General features: G+C 55.0%; 14 protein-coding genes and 2 pseudogenes. 10 read left to right on the plus strand and 6 right to left on the minus strand.

Annotation, left to right across the window (positions count from 1 at the left end; genetic code table 11):
- Positions 1-50: 50 nt before the first annotated feature.
- A pseudogene (gene ybbP, locus UC14_RS06165) lies at positions 51-2484 on the minus strand (putative ABC transporter permease subunit YbbP).
- A complete protein-coding gene (gene ybbA, locus UC14_RS06170; protein ID WP_015690299.1) occupies positions 2481-3167 on the minus strand; it encodes a putative ABC transporter ATP-binding protein YbbA in 687 nt (228 codons plus the stop codon). Before ybbA ends, ybbP begins: the two are co-directional and overlap by 4 nt.
- Here ybbA and tesA point away from each other — a divergent pair.
- The 5 genes from tesA (at position 3138) to UC14_RS06195 (ending at position 7344) form a co-directional block, all read left to right on the plus strand.
- Positions 3138-3767 (plus strand): multifunctional acyl-CoA thioesterase I/protease I/lysophospholipase L1, encoded by a 630-nt coding sequence (gene tesA / locus UC14_RS06175; protein WP_015690300.1) that lies wholly within the window; start codon positions 3138-3140, stop codon positions 3765-3767. The two genes, ybbA and tesA, sit on opposite strands and share 30 nt — an antisense overlap.
- Before the next feature lie 122 nt (positions 3768-3889).
- Positions 3890-4666 carry an SDR family oxidoreductase gene (locus UC14_RS06180; protein ID WP_112197391.1) on the plus strand — a complete coding sequence of 259 codons (777 nt, stop codon included), beginning with the start codon at positions 3890-3892 and terminating at the stop codon, positions 4664-4666.
- Positions 4667-4874: 208 nt separating this feature from the next.
- Positions 4875-5732 (plus strand): co-chaperone YbbN, encoded by an 858-nt coding sequence (locus UC14_RS06185; RefSeq protein ID WP_112197392.1) that lies wholly within the window; start codon positions 4875-4877, stop codon positions 5730-5732.
- A gap of 236 nt (positions 5733-5968) precedes the next feature.
- Positions 5969-6889 (plus strand): SPFH domain-containing protein, encoded by a 921-nt coding sequence (locus tag UC14_RS06190; protein WP_037036893.1) that lies wholly within the window; start codon positions 5969-5971, stop codon positions 6887-6889.
- Entirely contained in the window at positions 6889-7344 is a 456-nt protein-coding gene (locus UC14_RS06195; RefSeq protein WP_112197393.1) for an NfeD family protein, read from the plus strand. Before UC14_RS06190 ends, UC14_RS06195 begins: the two co-directional genes overlap by 1 nt.
- Here UC14_RS06195 and cueR read toward each other — a convergent pair.
- Positions 7341-7745, minus strand: coding sequence for a Cu(I)-responsive transcriptional regulator (gene cueR / locus UC14_RS06200; RefSeq protein ID WP_013576588.1), 405 nt, complete (start codon positions 7743-7745; stop codon positions 7341-7343). The genes UC14_RS06195 and cueR overlap by 4 nt on opposite strands.
- A 91-nt stretch (positions 7746-7836) precedes the next feature.
- Here cueR and copA point away from each other — a divergent pair, with 91 nt between their 5' ends.
- The 5 genes and pseudogenes from copA (at position 7837) to ybaL (ending at position 15177) form a co-directional block, all read left to right on the plus strand.
- The gene (gene copA, locus UC14_RS06205; RefSeq protein ID WP_112197394.1) at positions 7837-10380 is read left to right on the plus strand and encodes a copper-exporting P-type ATPase CopA; all 2544 of its coding nucleotides are present in this window, start codon (positions 7837-7839) and stop codon (positions 10378-10380) included.
- Between the two features lie 49 nt (positions 10381-10429).
- Entirely contained in the window at positions 10430-11236 is an 807-nt protein-coding gene (locus UC14_RS06210; protein WP_013576590.1) for a TraB/GumN family protein, read from the plus strand.
- A 276-nt stretch (positions 11237-11512) separates the two neighbouring features.
- A complete protein-coding gene (gene ybaK / locus UC14_RS06215; protein ID WP_013576591.1) occupies positions 11513-11992 on the plus strand; it encodes a Cys-tRNA(Pro)/Cys-tRNA(Cys) deacylase YbaK in 480 nt (159 codons plus the stop codon).
- A 45-nt stretch (positions 11993-12037) separates the two neighbouring features.
- Positions 12038-13249: an MFS transporter gene (locus UC14_RS06220; RefSeq protein ID WP_037036886.1), complete on the plus strand. Its 1212-nt coding sequence runs from the start codon at positions 12038-12040 to the stop codon at positions 13247-13249.
- 237 nt (positions 13250-13486) lie between these two features.
- Positions 13487-15177, plus strand: a pseudogene (ybaL, locus tag UC14_RS06225) (YbaL family putative K(+) efflux transporter).
- 130 nt (positions 15178-15307) lie between these two features.
- Here the strand turns inward: ybaL and UC14_RS06230 are convergent.
- The 3 genes from UC14_RS06230 to adk form a co-directional block, all read right to left on the minus strand.
- Complete coding sequence (locus UC14_RS06230; RefSeq protein WP_013576594.1) at positions 15308-16627, minus strand: inosine/guanosine kinase; 1320 nt, start codon at positions 16625-16627, stop codon at positions 15308-15310.
- A 38-nt stretch (positions 16628-16665) separates the two neighbouring features.
- A complete protein-coding gene (hemH, locus tag UC14_RS06235) occupies positions 16666-17628 on the minus strand; it encodes a ferrochelatase (protein WP_037036882.1) in 963 nt (320 codons plus the stop codon).
- Positions 17629-17899: 271 nt separating this feature from the next.
- Positions 17900-18544: an adenylate kinase gene (gene adk / locus UC14_RS06240; RefSeq protein ID WP_013576596.1), complete on the minus strand. Its 645-nt coding sequence runs from the start codon at positions 18542-18544 to the stop codon at positions 17900-17902.
- Positions 18545-18740: the final 196 nt, after the last annotated feature.

The following is an 18740-nucleotide window of genomic DNA, read 5'->3' on the forward strand; positions in this document are numbered from 1 at the left end:
TTAAAACCCCCTCCCTGCCTCCCCCTTCGCAGGGGGACGGAGTTTAGAAACTACGAGTCGTATTGCCGGAACAACGCCCGCCCCCGCAGCAACCGCACCACCCAGCCAACCGCCGCAAACCGACAGCAGCACCGCGCTGACCACCGGTACCGCAATCCACATCAGATAATTCGGTTCCCATGGGAAATCGAAAACCTGGCGTTGCAGTAGCCACAATGCAGCTTCCGCGCCGATGGCGGCGGCGATCCCCGCCACCAGCCCGAGCACGGCAAATTCACACCACAATGTCCGGTGCAGCATTTTTTTGCTGGCACCCAGCGTGCGGTAAACAATCAGCTCCTGACGGCGCTGACGCATGCCGACCTGAATTTGCGCCAGCAGCAGCAATCCGCCGCACAGCATCACCAGGATCACCATCACTTCCAGCGCCCGACTCACCTGCTGTAATACCTGGCCGACCTGACGCAGGATCGAGCCGATATCCAGCAAACTCAGCGTCGGGAACTGACGGTTAAGCTGCGTGATGGTGCTGACATCACCGTGATAACGGAAGCTGGTCAGCCAGCTTTGCGGTTGTGCATCCAGCGCACCCGGCGGGAAGATGAAGTAGAAATTCGGCTTCAGGCTGTCCCAGTCCACTTTACGCAGGCTGGTGATTTTGGCGCTGAATTCCTGCGTATCACCGCTGAACGTGACGGTATCGCCCAGCTTCAGTCCCAGACGCCCCGCCAGCCCTTCATCTACCGACACTTCACCGACTTTCGGCGGTCCGTTGCCTGCAACCAGCGGATTGTGATCCGGCAGTCCCTGCATCCAGGTCAGATTCAGTTCACGGTTGACCGCCTCTCCCCCTGCGTCATCCGGTTTGATGATATCAGTGGCAACTTTGTCGTTAATCTTCGTCAGACGTACCCGCACAATCGGGTAGAAGGTTTCCGGTTGCGCGTTATGCTGATGCAGGAAATCCGTCACCTGCGGGATTTGGTCTTTGGTGATATTAAGCAGGAAGTAATTCGGGCTGTCCGGCGGCAGTTGTTGCTCCCAGCGATCCAGTAAATCCCCGCGCATCACCAGCAGCAACGCCAGCAACATAAATGACATCGAGAATGCCGCCAGTTGGCTGAGCGTCACCCACGGCTGACGCAGCAGACGGTTGACCGCCAGACGCAGCGGTAACTGACGGAATGTCAGCTTGCGTAACAGCAGCAGCGCCCCCCAGCCAATCAGACCAAGCAGCAGCGAAAGTACCAGTACGCCCGCCAGCAATGACCAGAGCAGCGCACTGCCGCCCATCAGCGCTGCCAGCAAACCCACCACTACCACAACCATCACCGGCAGGAAATAACGCAGCGGCCAGACATTTGCCACCACATCATGGCGCAGCACCCGCAGTGGCTGGGTCGCAAGCAACTGGCGATACGGACGAATGCCGATCAACAGCGAGATCACCACCATCGCGCCCATCGACCACACCCACGGCCAGCCACCGGCAGGCGGTAATTCTGCAGGCAAAACCGGCGCCAGCACTTTCATCAGGATGGCTTCAAATGCCAGACCAACCACGCTGCCGCACAACCCCGCCAGCGCCAGCACCGCCAGCCACTGACCGATAATCAGCTTTTGCAGCGCCTTTTTCCCGGCACCCAGCGTTTTCAGGACCGCAACCAGATCATAACGGCTCCGGCAGTAATGCCCCATCGACACGGCAATCGCGGCGATTGACAGCATCAGGGTCAGCAGTGCCGACAGCGTGAGGAATTGCTGAGAGCGCTGTAATGATTTGCCCAGCGCCCCGTCGGAATCTTCCATCCCGCTCCAGCGCTGATCAGGCTTAAGCAGCCCTTTTATCGCTTCGCCGTAACTTTGAATCGCTTGCGGCGAACCGGCAAACATATAGCGATAGGTCAGACGACTGCCCGGCTGAACAGCCCCGGTTTTCGGCACGTCTTCCAGATTCATGATCACACGGGGCGCAGTCTGGAACGGGTTAAAGCCCGAATCCGGCTCCTGAACAATCACACCGGCGATTTTCAGCGTGGTATCTCCGACATCCAGATTGTCGCCGACTTTTACGTTCAGCAGTGCCAGCAGGCGCGGCGCGACCAGCACCGTTCCCGGTTCAGGTTTCAGTCCTGCCGGTTCGGTTTGTAACGCGCCATACAGCGGATATGCCAGATCGGTGGCTTTCACCGCCGCCAGTTGCGGCGTTTCGCCGGCAAACGTCATGGTCATAAAAGAGAGCTGACGGCTGACTTTCAGCCCCTGCGACTGTGCATCCTGCAACCAGGCTTCCGTAATCGGATGCGCGGAACGCAGGACGCGATCCCCGGCGATAAACTCACGGCTTTGCTGACTCAGCCCTTTGTCCATGCGGTCGCTGATACTGCCAAGCGCCAGCACACAGGCCACTGCCAGGGTCAGCGCCAGCCAGACGATCAGCAGCGAAGGCGAACGCCATTCCCGCCAGAACCAGCGCCAGATCATGCTTCCTCCCATAATTTCCCGTCACGCAGACGCAACCGCCGCTGACAGCGCGCCGCCAGCTGTTCGTCATGGGTGACCAGAATCAGCGTCGTTGCCGCATCGCGGTTCAGTGAAAACAGCAAATCGACAATACGCTCGCCGGTCACGCGATCCAGATTGCCGGTCGGCTCATCGGCAAACAATAATTTGGGCTTGCCGATGAATGCCCGCGCCAGCGCCACACGCTGTTGTTCGCCGCCGGAAAGCTGCGCCGGAAGATGATGCAGACGCCCGCCCAGCCCGAGACTTTCCAGTAACTGCACGGCCTGCTGACGACTGCTGCTGTCGCTTTCACCGCGCAACAACGCAGGAAGCTGGACGTTTTCCAGTGCGTTGAGTGTCGGCACCAGCATGAAAGACTGGAACACGAAACCGACATTTTTTGCCCGTAGCGCCGCGCGCCCTTCCTCATTGAGTTCGCTGAGGGATTTGCCCAGTAATTTCACATCACCCCGGGTGCCATCATCCAGCCCGGCAAGAATGCCCAGCAAGGTGGATTTACCGGAACCGGATTCGCCAATCAGGGCAATTGTCTGGGCAGGTTTGACAACCAGCTCCACACCGGACAGGATGGTGAGCTGACCTTCACCCTGACCGACGTGCTTACTTAGATGATGAACTTCAAGAACATTTTCCGCTGGCATCTCCCCTTCCTTATGTTGTTAGGATTATTGAGTTTTCGCGCCGTTGCTGCTGATAACTTGCTGATTATTGGCGACAGTTTGAGTGCGGTCTATCGCCTTCCGGTAGCCGAATCCTGGCCGACATTACTGAATAACACATGGCAAAAAGAAGGTGGCAAGCCCACCATAATCAACGCCAGTATCAGCGGCGATACCGCTGAACAAGGGCTGGCACGCCTGCCATCCTTGCTGCAACAACATCACCCCCGCTGGGTGCTGATTGAACTGGGTGCCAACGACGGATTGCGGGGTTTCCCGCCACAAACCCTTTCCCGGACGCTGCAACAGGTGATTGAACAGGTAAAACAGAGCAATGCCCAACCGTTGCTGATGCAAATCCGTCTGCCACCCAATTATGGCCGCCGCTACGGCGACGCGTTCTACGCCATTTATCCGGCGCTGGCAAAGCAGGAAAACATCCCGCTGGTGCCGTTCTTTATGGAGCAGGTCGCCGTGAAACCTGAATGGATGCAGGACGACGGTTTACATCCTGCGCTGGCAGCACAATCGTTTATTGCCGGATGGATGTCAGAAAAACTCACGCCGCTGCTGACGCATTAGGGTTAAAATACGACGAATAAAAATAATACCGGGACGTGAGCAAAACCAAGACGTTACCTTTTTCACCCGACTCCCTAGTAAATCACAGTCATAAAAAATAGGGACACCTCACAGGTAAAGTTATGCAAAAAGCAGTATTAATCACCGGTTGTTCCAGCGGTATCGGGCTGGTTGCCGCACAGGATTTGCGCGCACGCGGTTATCGGGTACTGGCGGCATGTCGGAAAACGCAGGATATCGACACGCTGCAGCAGATGGGGTTTGAAACTATTCAGTGCGATCTTGATGATAAACAGAGCGTCGAACTTGCGGCCGCCGAGGTCATTGCGCTGACAGGCAACCGTCTGTATGGCTTGTTTAATAATGCGGGTTACGGCGTTTATGGCCCGCTCAGCAGCATCAGCCGTGAGCAGTTCGAACAACAATTTTCCACCAATTTATTTGGTACACATCAGCTGACGCAGCTTCTGTTACCCGCCATGTTGCCACACGGCGAAGGCCGTATTATCCAGACCAGCTCGGTGATGGGGCTGATCACTACGCCGCGCCGGGGCGTGTATGCTGCCAGTAAATTTGCACTGGAGGCCTGGTCCGACACACTGCGCATGGAGCTGCACGGCACCGGTATTCAGGTCAGCCTGATTGAACCCGGCCCGCTGAGCAGTAATTTCACCGCCAATGTGAGTCAGTCGCAGACCGACCAGCCGGTCGAAAATCCGGGTATTGCCCGTCGTTTTACACTCAAGCCGGAGGCGGTTTTGCCCAAACTGCACCATGCTTTAGAACATCCGCGCGCGCGCCTGCGTTATCCGGTCACACTGGTCGCCCATGCCCTGACGGTGCTGAAACGTCTGTTGCCCGCGCGCGTGCTGGACAAAATATTACGCGGAAACAGCTAAGTAAAAGCGATACGGGGTTGAAGCGGCAAGAGTCGCCCCCATTTGTTCTTAAATACTTTAATTTTCTATACCCTAAATAATTCGAGTTGCGGGAAGGCGGCAAGCTCACGAAGACCCGGGAGCTTAGATAACTAAGTGACCGGGCTGAATGAGCGCAGCCAACGCATCAGCAGCTCGAAGTATGACGGGTAGCGGAGAGACAGAATTCATGCTTGCACAACCTACAGTAATCGATATCAACGAAACCAACCTGCACCAGACGCTGGAACAATCCATGTCTGTGCCGGTGATGTTCTATTTCTGGTCTGAACGCAGCCAGCATTGCCTGCAACTGGGTCCGGTTCTCGACAAACTGGCCGTCGAATACGCCGGTCAGCTAATCCTGGCAAAAGTGGACTGCGATGCCGAGCAGATGATCGCCCAGCAGTTTGGTCTGCGCTCGATCCCTGCCGTTTATCTGTTCAAAGACGGTCAGCCGGTCGATGGTTTCCAGGGTCCGCAGCCGGAAGAAGTGATCCGCGAACTGCTGCAGAAAGTGTTGCCGAAAGAAGAAGAGCTGAAACTGGCTCAGGCGCAGGAAATGTTGCAAGCGGGCGATGTGAATGGTGCCCTGCAGTTGCTGAAAGAAGCATGGCAGTTGAGCAATCAGCGCAGTGACATCGGTTTGTTGCTGGCGGAAACACAAATTAATCTGCACCGTACTGACGATGCCGAAGCCGTGCTGGCGACCATTCCGTTACAGGATAAAGATTCCCGTTATCAGGGGCTGATTGCGCAGATCGAGTTACTGAAACAGGCCGCCGATACGCCGGAAATTCAGCAACTTCAGCAGGCGTTGTCGCAGGATCCTGAGAATGCCGAGCTGGTGGTCAAACTCAGCCTGCAACTTCATCAGGTCGGGCGTAATGAAGAAGCGCTGGAACTGCTGATGGCTCCGCTGAAGAAAGACTTAGGGGCGGCGAACGGTGCGGCACGTAAAACGCTGATGGATATTATGGCAGCACTCGGCACCGGCGATGCGCTGGCCGCCAAATACCGCCGCCAGTTATATTCCCTGCTCTATTGATTCATCCGGTTTCACCGTAAACGCCCTGCGCACGTCACTTCTCCGGACGTGCGTTTTTTTTAGCATTTCCCCCGTCTTTTATCCTCTGAACTATCCTTTTATTAATACGATGACTTAACGATTTGTGCGACAATTGAACACGCGCCTGACCGGTCGGTGAGTGCGCCAGGGACATGTTTTTATTCGATTATTCCCCCGTGGATAGTCAGAACACAGGTTTACAGGAGTTTCATACTATGTTTGACCTTATTCCCATCCCTATCCTTATTCTGATCGTACTGGCGCTGCTGATGGTGTACGCCGGGATCAAGATCGTGCCCCAGGGCTACCAGTGGACCGTCGAACGTTTTGGCCGCTATACCAAAACCCTGATGCCGGGGCTGAACCTGGTGGTGCCGTTTGTCGACCGCATCGGTCGCAAAATCAATATGATGGAACAGGTACTGGATATTCCTTCTCAGGAAGTGATTTCCCGCGATAACGCCAATGTTGCCATCGATGCGGTGTGTTTCATTCAGGTGATTGACCCGGCGCGCGCCGCCTATGAAGTCAGCAATCTGGAGCAGGCGATCGTTAACCTGACGATGACCAACTTCCGTACCGTTCTCGGCTCGATGGAACTGGACGAAATGTTGTCACAACGCGACAACATCAACGCACGTTTGCTGCATATCGTCGATGAAGCTACCAATCCGTGGGGCGTGAAAATCACCCGTATCGAGATCCGTGATGTGCGCCCACCGGCTGAACTGATCTCTGCGATGAACGCACAGATGAAAGCCGAACGTACAAAACGTGCCGACATTCTGGAAGCCGAAGGTGTACGTCAGTCCGCCATTTTACGTGCTGAAGGTGAAAAACAGTCGCAAATTCTGAAAGCCGAAGGTGAGCGTCAGTCAGCATTCCTGCAGGCAGAAGCGCGTGAACGTGCGGCGGAAGCGGAAGCCCAGGCCACCAAAATGGTGTCCGAGGCGATTGCGGCCGGTGATGTGCGGGCGATTAACTACTTCGTGGCACAAAAATATACCGATGCCCTGACGAAAATCGGTTCTGCCAATAACAGCAAAATCATCATGATGCCGCTGGATGCCACCAGTCTGATGGGCTCCATTGGCGGAATTGCTGAGTTGCTGAAAGAAACCAAAGGCGGCAAATAATGCTGCATGATTTCATGGCAAATCCGCACGTATTCTGGCTGTCTCTGGGTGGCCTGTTACTGGCAGCTGAGCTGGTGGGTGCGAGTGGTTACTTGCTGTGGAGCGGCGTGGCGGCGGCCCTGGTGGGTGCTGTCACGTGGATCCTGCCGCTGCCGTGGGCATGGCAGGGCACGGCATTTGCCCTGCTGACCATTCTGGCGGCGTGGCTGTGGTGGAAGTGGCTGAACCAGCGGGTGGATAAATCTTCCGGCAATGCCGCACTCAATCAGCGAGGCCAGCAATTAGTGGGCACTTACGCTACAGTGCTGGAACCGGTAATTAACCAGTTCACACGGGTACAAATCGGTGACAGCAGCTGGCGTGCGATCTGCAGCTCCCCTCTGAACGTCGGGGACAAAGTTGTTATCACCGGTGTGGAAGGGGCGACGCTGCGCGTAGAACCCGATGCGCGTTAATGTTTGTTATGACAGCAGCCGCTGAGATTATCGATGATCGGGCAATCCGCACCCTCGTCGCCGGGGCAGGATTCCGCCAGCGTCAGTAAGCGCTCACGCATCACTTTCAGTTCTTCAATGTGCCGCGCAATTTCGGCGGCCTTTTCTAATGTCCGCGCTTTTACGTCAGCGCTGTGCCTGTCAGGATTGTGGAATAATGCCACCAGTTCCTGACACTCTTCCAGCGTAAAACCAACCTGCCGCGCCTGGCGCAACAACGTCAGTTCTTCGATATGTTTTTGTGCATAGCTGCGGTAGCCGTTTTCACTGCGAGCCGGTGCGGTGACCAGCCCTTTCTCTTCATAAAAACGAATCGCTTTGCTGGTCAGCCCGGTTTTTTTCGCCACATCACTGATGTTCATTTTGCCTCCTTGACCTTACCCTTGCTGGAAGGTTTATGCTCTATAACTAGTGAAATTTGACAATCAGGTCAAGGCAAAAAGGAAATTCATCATGACGACTACCGTATTATCCCTGCAAGGCTTGTCCTGCGGGCACTGTGTCGCTTCAACGCGGAAAGCGCTGGAAGCGGTTGAAGGCACCACCTCTGTAGAAGTCTCTCTGGATAAAGCCATCGTCAAAGGCGATGCCAGCAGCCAGAGCCTGATCGACGCCGTAGTGAACGCCGGCTACGACGCGCAGGTTGCAGGAGATACATCCCCAAAATCTGAGCCGCTGACCGATAAGGCGAGTGTTTTGCCGGAACCCCTGTCAGCGGCTGCGTCACCTGTTCCGGCTGAGACTCACGCCCCGCAAGCCGCTGATGACAGCGTGCAATTATTGCTCAGCGGCATGAGCTGCGCCAGTTGTGTCAGTAAAGTGCAACGGGCGCTGGAAGGCGTGAATGGTGTCGAGCAGGCACGGGTCAATCTGGCGGAACGCAGTGCGCTGGTCAGCGGCAAAGCTGATCAAAACGCACTGATTGCCGCCGTTGAACGTGCCGGTTATGGCGCTGAAATTATTATCGACGAAACCGAACGCCGTGAGCGCCAGCAACAAACCTCACGCAAAAGCATGATCCGCTTTAGCTGGCAGGCAGCGCTCGGCCTGGCTGCCGGTATCCCGATGATGTTATGGGGATTGCTCGGCGGCGAAATGATGGTCACCGCCGGTAATCAGACCGGCTGGCTGATTATCGGCCTGCTGACATTGCTGATTATGATTGTCGCTGGCGGGCATTTTTACCGCAGTGCATGGAAAAACCTGATGCACGGCAGCGCGAATATGGACACGCTGGTGTCACTCGGTACCGGCGCAGCGTGGATTTTCTCCTTCGCTGTCAGCCTTTGGCCGGATGCGTTCCCGATGCAGGCGCGCCATCTTTACTATGAAGCCAGCGTGATGATTATTGGCCTGATTAATCTGGGTCACGCGCTGGAACAACGCGGACGTCAGCGTTCATCAAAAGCACTCGAACGCTTGCTGGACCTGACCCCACCGACCGCACGCGTTGTCACCGCAGAAGGCGAAAAAACCCTGCCGCTGGCTGAAATACAGCAAGGCATGACGCTGCGGCTCACCACCGGTGATCGTGTGCCGGTTGACGGTGAAATTCAAAGCGGCGAAGCCTGGATGGATGAAGCCATGCTGACCGGCGAACCCATCCCACAGCAGAAATCCCAGGGTGAAAAAGTGCATGCGGGGACGCTGGTCAAAGACGGCAGCGTGCTGTTCCGCGCTGACGCTATCGGCAGCCAGACGACCCTTTCGCGGATCATCAAACTGGTGCGCGAAGCCCAGAGCAGCAAGCCTGAAATCGGTAAGCTGGCAGATAAAATATCTTCTGTCTTCGTGCCCGCCGTGGTGCTGATTGCTTTGTTCAGTGGCGCAATCTGGTACTTCTTCGGTCCGCAGCCACAACTGATGTATACGCTGGTGATCGTCACTACCGTGCTGATTATCGCCTGTCCTTGTGCGCTGGGATTAGCGACGCCGATGTCGGTTACCGCGGGCGTCGGCCGTGCGGCGGAATTCGGCGTACTGGTGCGTGATGCCGATGCGCTGCAAAAAGCCAGTACCCTCACCACGCTGGTATTTGATAAAACCGGGACGCTGACGGAAGGTCAGCCGAAAGTGACGGATACATACACCTTTGGCGGTATCCGTGAACAGCAGGCGCTGCGCTTTGCCGCCGCGCTGGAAAAAGGCTCGCACCACCCGCTGGCGCAGGCGATTGTTGAAAAAGCTGGCGGGCTGGACATTCCTGACGTGCTGAATTTCCGTACCCTTGGCGGTCTGGGTTTACGCGGCGATGTTGACGGTACGGCGTTATTACTGGGTAATCAGGCGCTGATGCAGGAAAATGGCGTGGATACCGTGGATGCCAACACTCTGCTGGAAAGCATGGCAGGCGAAGGCGCGACGCCGGTATTGCTGGCGGCAAACGGACAACTGGCGGCGCTGTTCGCGCTGCGTGACCCATTACGTGAAGACAGCGTCAGCGCCTTACAACGTCTGCATCAGCTTGGGTATCAGCTGGTGATGCTGACCGGCGACAATCCGCGTACCGCTCAGGCAATTGCCGCACAAGCAGGAATCGATAAAGTGATTGCCGGTGTGCGTCCCGAAGGCAAAGCCGATGCCATTAAAGCGTTGCAGGACAAAGGCCAGCAGGTCGCCATGATCGGCGACGGCATTAATGATGCCCCGGCACTGGCGCAGGCCGATGTCGGGATTGCGATGGGCGGAGGCAGCGATGTGGCGATCGAAACAGCGGCCATTACCCTGATGCGTGCGAGTCTGCACGGTGTCGCCGATGCGCTGGCGATGTCTCAGGCGACGCTGCGTAACATGAAGCAGAACCTGCTGGGCGCTTTTATCTATAACGTGATTGGCATTCCCGTTGCGGCCGGTGTGCTTTATCCGCTGACCGGTACCTTGCTCAGCCCGGTCGTGGCAGGTGCAGCGATGGCACTGTCATCCATTACCGTCGTCGCTAACGCAAATCGCCTGTTGCACTTTAAGCCGAAAAAACAAGACGTTTCCCCTGTTCGCTAAAACGATGACGCGTTAGCATGGTCTCTCATTTTTCGGGAGACCATGCACTATGGCGCATTTTTTCAACCGGGTATTAAGCGGGTTCCGCAAGTTGTTTCCCGTCGAGTATTCTTATCCCGCCATTGATATTCAGCTTCCCGGCAACCGCTCCCTGCATCTGGTCGGCAGCATTCATATGGGCACGCAGGACATGCACCCCCTGCCCGCCCCCCTGTTGCGCCGCCTGCAAAAAGCCGATGCACTGATTGTCGAAGCCGATATCAGCGGCACGGAATCTCCCTTCAGCATGACCGGCGAATTTCCGCCGCTGGCCGAACGTCTGCCCGAATCCCAGTATCTGCACGTCGAACGTTTATGCGAAGAACTGGGCGTATCCATGTGGACGCTCAATCCGCTGCCCTCGTGGCAGGTGGCACTGATGTTGCAGGCCACGCAGGCGCAGCGCCTCGGGTTGCGCGGAAATTACGGCATTGATTATCAGCTGTTGCAGACCGCCAAAAAGCAGGGGACGAAAATCATCGAGCTGGAAGGTCCGCAGGAACAGTTCGAATTATTGCAGCAGTTGCCAGATGGCGGACTCACGCTGCTGGAAGATACCCTGACGCACTGGCACACCAATGCCCGCTTGCTGCAAACCATGATCAGCTGGTGGCTGGATACCAAACCGGGGCTGGCGACCGAGCAATTGCCTAACACTTTCAGCAGCGATTTGTACGATATCCTGATGAATCAGCGAAACATTCGCTGGAAACAACTGTTGCTGGATCTCCCGGCGGGAAACTATGTGGTCGCAGTAGGTGCGCTGCATTTGTATGGCGAAGGGAATCTGCCGGAATTACTCGCAAAGAAGAGATAGCCTGAAGGATGACGGAGATTAAAAAAATGGCCGATATTTCTATCGGCCAGTCAAAGAGGAATTTCATTTTATTAGTTATAGCTTCAGTGTCAGCCTTTACAGGCGCAACACCGGCTGGCACAGGGTAGCAATCTGTGTTGGGTCTTGGCAATAACCATTCATTGCTCTACTATTTCTCCTTCGCTTATTAAGTGCACTTTATTGTTTAATTTCATCAGATTGAACAGGTGATGAAATTTCGAACAACAACATAAAATAAAACAGAGGAGACAGGCTATGACCCCTGCCGTATTACTCCTGGAAAAGAATAAAGTCAGCTTCACCCTTCATCCGTATGAACACAGCAGCGATGAAACCAATTTTGGCGATGAAGCCGTAAAAAAACTCGGTCTGGACGCCCGTCAGGTTTATAAAACCCTGCTGGTTTCGTTGAATGGCGATGCTAAAAATCTGGCCGTGGCGGTCACGCCGGTGGCATCCCAACTGGACTTAAAAAAAGTCGCGAAAGCGCTGGGGGCGAAAAAAGCCGATATGGCGGATCCTATGATTGCACAACGCGTTACCGGTTATCTGGTCGGTGGCATCAGTCCCCTCGGACAGAAAAAGCTGCTGCCCACGGTGATCGACAGCCCGGCGCAGACGTTCAATACCATTTATGTTTCAGGCGGTAAACGCGGCCTTGATATTGAACTGGCGGCAGGTGATCTTTGTCGCTTACTGAAAGGTCAGTTTGCTGAGATCGCGAAAATCAGCTGACAGGCCGGTACTCTGCACCTCTACAATAAGAAGGCTTCCTCTGCTATGACAGACACGACGTCAACGCCAGCCAGCCCGCAGAAAGACGCAGTCAAAAAGACTGCGTTTTCTATTCTGGCGGCGATCAGCGTTTCTCACCTGCTTAATGACATGATCCAGTCGCTGATACTGGCGATTTATCCGTTGCTGCAAAACGAGTTTTCCCTGAGCTTCACACAGATCGGGCTGATCACGCTGACGTATCAGATCACCGCATCACTGTTGCAGCCGCTGATCGGCTATTACACCGACAAACATCCGCAACCCTATTCTTTGCCGGTCGGCATGGGCTTTACGCTCTCCGGGCTGCTGCTGCTGGCTGTGGCGCAGAGTTTCCCTGTCGTGCTGCTGGCGGCGGCGCTGGTCGGGACGGGTTCTTCGGTTTTCCACCCTGAGTCTTCGCGCGTGGCACGCATGGCTTCCGGCGGTCGTCACGGGCTGGCGCAATCGCTGTTCCAGGTGGGCGGTAATTTCGGCGCTTCCCTCGGCCCGCTGCTGGCTGCACTGATTATTGCGCCTTACGGTAAAGGCAATGTTGCGTGGTTCTCACTGGCTGCGCTGCTCGGCATTGTGGTGTTACTGCAAATCAGTAAATGGTATCGCCAGCAAAACCTGATCGCCAAAACGCGCGGGCCGGTGAAAAGTCATGTGACCCTGTTGCCACGTAAAACGGTGGCGATGTCACTGGGTATTTTGCTGATCCTGATATTTTCCAAGTACTTCTACCTGACCAGCCTGAGCAGCTATTACACCTTTTACCTGATCCATAAATTTGGGGTATCGGTGCAAAGCGCACAAATCCATCTGTTTGTTTTTCTGTTTGCAGTGGCTGCGGGCACCATTATCGGCGGGCCGGTGGGTGATAAGATTGGGCGCAAATACGTCATTTGGGCTTCAATTCTCGGCGTCGCGCCATTTACGCTACTTTTGCCGCACGCCAGTCTGATGTGGACCAGCGTACTGAGCGTGATTATCGGCGTGATCCTCGCCTCAGCATTTTCGGCGATTCTGGTGTTTGCGCAGGAGCTGATGCCAGGGAAAGTCGGCATGGTGTCGGGCCTGTTCTTTGGGCTGGCCTTTGGTATGGGCGGGCTGGGGGCTGCGGTGCTCGGCTATGTGGCCGATAAAACCAGTATCGAGCTGGTGTATCAGATTTGTGCCTTCCTGCCGTTGCTCGGGATCCTGACAGCATTCCTGCCAAATATAGAACGCAAATAGCCCTTAACCTTTCCTTCCCGGCTGCCGATAGTTAAATATCGGCAGCGTCTGAACCCTTATTCCCTTGATATCTGCCTGATAAAACCCATTTAAATCCCGCGTTGGAATTTTTTTTATCGTCTGCTGATGATTTTAAATAAAAAAGGCCAAAATTCCCCAACGTGAAAACGATTTTTACCATAAACTTAGAAACAATCAGCAACATATTTGCTTTATGCATAACCAGAAGGAGTCTGAATGCATCATTCTACGCCTCTCATCACTACCATCGTTGGCGGTCTGGTCTTAGCGTTCCTGTTAGGAATGCTCGCCAACGCCTGCGAATTTCTCCTCTGGTTGGCTATCTCGCTGCTGGCGTGCTGGCCGGTCCGTTTACACCGGGCTTCGTTGCAGACACTTCACTGGCACCGGAGCTGGCAGAAATCGGCGTCATCCTGCTGATGTTTGGCGTAGGTTTGCATTTTTCTCTGAAAGATTTACTCGCCGTAAAGTCGATAGCCATTCCCGGCGCTGTAGCGCAAATCGCGGTTGCAACACTGCTTGGAATGGGATTATCAAGCCTGATGGGCTGGGATCTGGCCACCGGACTGGTGTTCGGGCTGTGTCTGTCCACCGCCAGTACCGTGGTGTTGCTGCGGGCGCTGGAAGAACGGCAACTGATTGAAAGCCAGCGCGGGCAAATCGCCATCGGCTGGCTGATTGTTGAAGACCTGGTGATGGTGCTGACGCTGGTTCTGCTGCCTGCGTTCAGCGGCATGCTGGAAAGCCATCACTCCAGCCCGGTAGAACTGCTCACCGGGCTTGCCGTGACGATTGGTAAAGTGATCGCGTTTATGGTGCTGATGATGGTGGTGGGCCGCCGTGTAGTGCCTTGGATCCTCGCCAAAACCGCCAGCACCGGTTCACGTGAACTGTTTACGCTGTCAGTTCTGGCACTGGCGCTGGGCATCGCTTACGGCGCCGTGGAATTCTTTGATGTGTCGTTCGCGCTGGGCGCGTTCTTCGCCGGTATGGTGCTCAATGAATCCGAACTCAGCCAGCGTGCGGCGCACGACACGTTACCACTGCGCGATGCCTTCGCGGTGCTGTTCTTCGTCTCGGTTGGCATGCTATTCGACCCGATGATTCTGGTGCGTGAACCGCTGACCGTGATCGCCACGCTGGCGATTATCGTGTTCGGTAAATCCATTGCCGCATTCCTGCTGGTGAAGATGTTCGGGCATTCCAAACGCACCGCGCTGACGATTTCCGTCAGTCTGGCGCAGATCGGCGAATTCGCCTTTATTCTCGCCGGTCTGGGGATTTCGCTGGGACTGCTGTCTGAACATGGCCGTAATCTGGTGCTGGCGGGGGCAATTCTGTCGATTATGTTTAACCCGCTGCTGTTCACGCTGCTGGAAAAATATCTGGCGAAAACGGAAACCATCGAAGACCAGAGCGTTGAAGAAGCGGTTGAAGACGAGAAGCAAATCCCGTTCGATTTGTGCAATCACGCACTGCTGGTGGGTTACGGACGCGTCGGCAGTCTGCTCGGCGAGAAACTTCAGGCTGCGGGGATCCCGCTGGTGGTGATTGAAAATTCGCGTCCGCGTGTCGAAGCGCTGCGCGATCAGGGCATCAGCACGGTGCTCGGCAATGCCGCCAATCAGGAAGTGATGGATCTGGCGCGTCTCGACTGCGCCCGCTGGCTGCTGGTGACCATTCCCAACGGTTATGAAGCCGGTGAAATCGTCGCATCAGCCCGCGTCAAGCGGCCAAATATCGAAATTATCGCCCGTGCTCATTATGACGATGAAGTCACCTATATCCTGGAACGCGGTGCGGATCGCGTGGTGATGGGCGAGCGGGAAATCGCCAACAGCATGCTGGGTATGCTGCAAATCGATATTATGACCGAAGACGAAAAGCGGCCGTTTTGCCCGATCTGATCATCTGTTAGTGATTAAAAAAATAAGGGCGCAGTTCATCACTGCGCCTGTTTAAGTGGCTTTATAAAAAATGGCTTCTATCTCAACGCCCTTCTGATTTTCATCAAAATGTTGACAGCCGCCTGACTCCCTAGCGCTCCCAGTAACTCTCTTCCAGGCTGTCTTCACGTTCCGGCAGGCCACGCGTCAGACGCGGCGAGTGCTGGTTCAGCACCTGATAACTCACACGGTTGGCGTATTTACACACCTGCGCCAGCGAGGAATAGGTCAGATACTCGCGGGAATGTTTGCTGGAATTCGGCACAGAAGTCCGGTGGAAACCGTTGGCGGCGATATCATGCAGCAGCGCCGATAATGCCCCGTCACCCGCTCCGTTGGTGTTCATGATTTTCTCCGGCCCGCCCATATACGGCGCGATGTGGGAATAAATCTTCAACGGTTGCTGACAACAGTCACGACGCATCGCGCGGCTGAATTCGTACTGATTGAATTCGGCAATCGCCCCCGGCAGCAGCGGATGCTGGGTGGTGCGCTTGAACTCGTCTTCGGTATAACTCGCCATAAACAGGCCGTTCGGCCCGGCGGTACACAACACCAGATCGACCCAGTCCAGCGCCTTATCCGCCGCCATCAGCGGATCTTTCAGACCAGTCAGCGCAAAACCTTCATCTTCGTTCATCGCAAGAATCGACACGTTATCACGGATGAAATCACGCCATGCCTGCGGATCTTCGGCGATAACGTATTGTGTGCCCAATGTTAAGACCACCGGCACATGGTACTTCTTCGCGTACTCAATCGCCTGCATGGTGGCTTCCGGCATCGGTTCGCCCGGCTTGCTGCGCAGCAAATACGAGGTCAGTAACAGCGCGGAGGCTCCTGCTATCACATCTTCCGGCACATTTTCCGCACGCAGACCGTTCATTTTGCCCGGACTGATGGCAAAGGTGCGCTCGCCGGTATCGCTGATCAGCGTAAAGCAACGACCTATCGCGCCATCCACGCCCTGCAGGAAGTTAAGATCTACGCGGCTGGAGGTGTTGCAAAGATAACGGTAAGCATAATCGCCAATTTTAACGTTATTACACATCACGCCGAGCAGCACAGAACGGTCATCGGCCAGCACGGAATAGTTGTGCAGTGTGTTACCGACAGTACCGCCCGCAAACTGGTGCGTGATCAGGGCGTTGCTCATCAGTTCCTGATACAGCGTTTCCGACATCTCATCATCAAGAATATTGGATTCACCGGGCGTCAGCCCGTAGCGGGCAACAAAATTCTCATCAACACGCGCTTCGATATCGACCATCGTCTGGTCAATGCCGGCGATGTACGAGGCACCGGCTTCTGACTCCGGCTGCATTGCCTGCAACATAGAATCACGCAATAAAGGGTCGCGTGCGCTGACCGGAAAATAGTGTTTGGACTTACGTTTACCAGGAAATTTCATGCATTATTCTCGGGAGATTCAAAAAACTCAGGCTTCAGTCAGAAGTGCTGAGTGACCAGCTGTTGCAGCAAATCAATATGTTCCGGCTGGTCGTTTAAGGCGTCAATATATTCGAAGCGCTCGCCGCCTGCATGAATAAAAATCTCGCGGTTCTCGCCTTTGATTTCCTCCAGTGTCTCCAGACAGTCTGCCGCAAAGCCAGGGCAGAGGATCTGAATATGCTTAACACCCTGAGCCGGAAGGCCTTTCAGCGTTTCATCGGTGTAAGGCGTCAGCCATGGTTCGCGACCAAAGCGAGACTGGAAGGTCAGCATAATTTTGCCCGCAGGTAGTTGCAGCGCATCGGTCAGCGCCTGCACTGTATCGCGGCAACGCTGTTCGTAGTCATCACCCTGCGCGACAAAACGCTTTGGAATGCCGTGGAAGGACAACACCAGACGGTCCGGTTCGCCATGCTGAGCGAACGAACGTTCGATGCTGGCTTTCAGCGCGGAAATATAAGCCGGATGCGTGGCGTAATCACGGATAAAGCTCATTGAAGGCAGGCGACGCTGCGATTTCAGCACACGCGCCACGCCGTCAAATACCGCGGCGCTGGTTGAGCAGGAGTATTGCGGATACAGCGGCAGCACCACCATTTTGGTCACGCCCTGCGCCAGCAGTTTTTCAATCGGTTCTTTCATGCCCGGCTTGCCGTAACTCATCGCCAGTTCAACCGGCGTACCCGGCAGGCGTTCTGCCAGCGCTTTCTGCTGACGACGGCTGTAAACCATCAGCGGTGAGCCCTCTTCCATCCACACGGCTTTATACAGTTTGGACACGCGCGGGGAACGCAGCGGCAGGATCACCAAATTCAGGATCGGCCACCACAGCCAGCGGGGGGTATCAACCACACGGATATCACTCAAAAATTCAGCCAGATATTTTCTAACGGCCTGCGGGGTCGGAGCTTCCGGCGTCCCGAGGTTGACCAGGAGAACACCGAATTTGGTCTGCGTCATGCTGAATTTCCTAAATTGAAGGCACTGAAGCCAGTGCGAAAAGTTATGGGCGCCACCGTTTATTTGTGATGCGGCAAAGAGGCGCAGGTCATTGTAACGAAAACAAAGACGATGGGAACAACGGCAGAAACTATCAATGCGAATTGTTATTATTAATCCCCGTCACGCTCGCTTGCCGCCGCTCGAATTATTTTGGGTATTGGAAATGGAGTCCCTAAAAAAACAAACGGGGCGACCGTAGTCACCCCGTGATAGTGCGCAGAACAGACGATCAGCTCAGAATAGCAGCCAGTTCGTCACGCACTGCAGAGACCTGTTGTGTACCGTCAATTTTGACGTACCTGGTATTGCCCGCTTCAGCTTCTTTGCTGTAGTAGGACACCAGCGGCTCAGTCAGCTCATGGTATTCCACCAGACGTTTACGCACGGTTTCTTCCTGATCATCTTTACGGGTGATCAGTTCTTCGCCGGTGACATCGTCTTTACCTTCCACTTTAGGTGGATTGTAATGGATGTGGTACACGCGGCCAGAGCCAGGGTGTACGCGACGACCTACGATGCGATCGACGATCAGTTCGTCAGGCACGTCGAATTCCAGCACGTAATCCACTTTGATGCCCGCGTCTTTCATGGCATCAGCCTGCGGAATGGTACGAGGGAAACCGTCTAACAGGAAACCGTTGCGGCAATCTTCCTGCTGAATACGTTCTTTCACCAGTGCGATAACCAGTTCGTCGGTTACCAGTTTACCGGCATCCATAATCTCTTTTGCTTTCTTGCCGAGTTCACTTCCGGCCTTCACAGCGGCGCGCAACATATCACCGGTAGAAATTTGCGGAATACCAAATTTCTCCATGATGAATTGAGCCTGAGTACCCTTACCTGCGCCCGGAGCGCCCAGCAGAATGATACGCATTGCGTAAATCCCCTTGCATGTAATTTTTATGAATCTCGAAAAACGGTCAACCATACCATTCTGAGCACTTTTGCTCAAGGAACAAGCCCTGCTGAAATTGGGGTTAAGCCTGCGCCATCCGTCGTTCTACCCGCCAGTTTGCGGGACCACGACCAGCGAGAACATCACGCTACCGGCATGATTGCTGAACTTTACT

Origin of the sequence: Rahnella sp. NRRL B-41462, assembly GCF_003263525.1 — a bacterium.
Taxonomy (GTDB): domain Bacteria; phylum Pseudomonadota; class Gammaproteobacteria; order Enterobacterales; family Enterobacteriaceae; genus Rahnella; species Rahnella aceris.